The organism is Sulfolobus sp. B1 (assembly GCF_007050195.1).
Taxonomy (GTDB): Archaea; Thermoproteota; Thermoprotei_A; order Sulfolobales; family Sulfolobaceae; genus Saccharolobus.
In genome coordinates this window covers 1-1,823 of sequence record NZ_QIMI01000212.1, presented here as the reverse complement: position 1 = coordinate 1,823, position 1,823 = coordinate 1, and the positions used below count along the sequence as shown (strand labels likewise).

The 1,823-nt window shown below is 37.1% G+C and carries 4 protein-coding genes; all 4 read left to right on the top strand.

Annotated features, from left to right (window positions below; genetic code table 11):
• On the top strand, positions 1–225 hold a 225-nt coding region (locus DMP16_RS09550; RefSeq protein ID WP_304948045.1), incomplete at its 5' end, for a 50S ribosomal protein L19e.
• 5 nt (positions 226–230) lie between these two features.
• Positions 231–821 carry a 50S ribosomal protein L18 gene (locus tag DMP16_RS09545; protein WP_069282029.1) on the top strand — a complete coding sequence of 197 codons (591 nt, stop codon included), beginning with the start codon at positions 231–233 and terminating at the stop codon, positions 819–821.
• A 1-nt stretch (position 822) separates the two neighbouring features.
• On the top strand, positions 823–1,467 hold the full coding sequence (locus DMP16_RS09540) for a 30S ribosomal protein S5 (RefSeq protein WP_069282031.1): 645 nt from the start codon (positions 823–825) through the stop codon (positions 1,465–1,467).
• 6 nt (positions 1,468–1,473) lie between these two features.
• A partial coding sequence (locus DMP16_RS09535; RefSeq protein WP_143577162.1) for an uL30 family ribosomal protein occupies positions 1,474–1,823 on the top strand: 350 nt, incomplete at its 3' end.

Sequence of the window (1,823 nt, the reverse complement as noted above, 5' to 3'; positions counted from 1 at the left end):
AAAGAAGGTAGCAGAAAGGGCAGAAAGGGTGCTAGAGCTAGAAGGAAACAGTTATGGGTAAATAGGATAAGGAAAATTAGGCAGTATCTAAGATGGCTGAGGGATCATGAGGTTATTGATTCGCATACTTATCGTGAGTTATATTTAAGAGCAAAGGGTGGCTCTTTTAAAGGCGTTTCAGACGTGAGGAGCACATTAATCCAAATGGGTAAAATGAGGGAGTGATTTAAATGGCTCATGGTCCTAATTATAAGGTAAAATTTAGGAGGAGAAGGGAAGGTAAAACTAATTATTATAAAAGGTATAGTTATGTAGTAAGTAACAAGTTAAGGCTAGTTGTTAGAATAACCAATAAGTATATTGTTGCACACATAAGTAAAGTTGATCCTAAGGGTGATATAACAATAGCGTATGCACATTCTATTGAGCTAGTTAAAAAGTTTGGATGGAAGGGTGATACTAACAACACATCAGTTGCTTATCTCACTGGTTACCTGCTTGGAATAAGAGCTTTGAAGAGTGGTGTTCAAGAGGCTGTAGCAGATATTGGACTTCATGTACCAGCTAGGGGCTCTAGAATATTCTATGTAATAAAAGGTGCTATTGATGCTGGATTAAAAGTGCCTTTAGGGGATGTAGGTATTTTAGATGATCGAATAAAGGGTATTCATGTTGCAAAGTATGCGGAAAAGCTAAAGGTGGAGAATCCAGATAAGTTCAATAGATTGTTTTCTAAATACTTAGCGAGGGGGTTAGATCCAGTAAGTCTTCCCTCTCATTTCGAGGAAACTTTAAATAAAATAAAGACAATGGGTGGTTAATATGGCAGAAGAAGTTCCGACGATTAATATTGAGGAATGGAAGCCTAGGACCTTAGTAGGGAAGATGATTAAGGAAGGGAAAATAACGTCAATAAAGGAATTATATGATAGGAATCTCCCAATAACAGAGCCTGAAATAGTTGATGTATTATTACCTAAGCTAAAATATGAGGTTGTTGATATAGCTGTAGTACAAAAACAAACTGATGCTGGAGAGATATCTAGATATAAAGTACTTGTAATAATGGGAAATATGGATGGTTATGTTAGTATTGGCACCGGCAAGGCTAAGCAACTAAGAGTCGCCATTCAGAAAGCTATTAGAGACGCCAAGATGAACATAATCCCAGTAAGAAGAGGTTGTGGAAGTTGGCAGTGTACATGTGGTGAGCCTCATAGTCTACCATTTAAAGTAGTGGGAAAGGATGGTAGTGTAAGGATCGAATTATTACCAGCCCCTAAAGGGACTGGTTTAGTTGTTGGAAGTAAATTAAAGATTTTGTTAACCTATGCAGGAATAAAGGATGCCTGGTCAATTACTAAAGGGGAGACTAGGACTACTGAGAATTTTATAAGAGCTGGGTATAATGCACTTTATAATACTTATAGCTTTGTTACTATGCAAGATTGGGCGAGGAAAAGGTGATTACGCATGGCAGAGTTATTAGCTATAGTTAGAATTAGGGGTTGGGCAAAAGCTCCGTGGTTTGTTAATGAGACTCTTAATTTATTGCGACTGAAGAGAAACTTTAATGCTATGATATATCCCAGAACTTCTCCAATGCTGGGAATGTTGCAGAAAGCATCTACCCATATAACTTGGGGAGAAATAACTGAGGATACTTTGAAGCTATTATTAATAAATAGACTTAGGACTAGGAATGGTGAAAAAGTTAGCAACGAGTACCTTAGAAAGGTGCTAAAAATAGAAGATATAGAAACTTTCTCAAAAGCCCTATATGAAGGCAAGCTGTACTTACATAAGTTGGATGAGTACTTTGA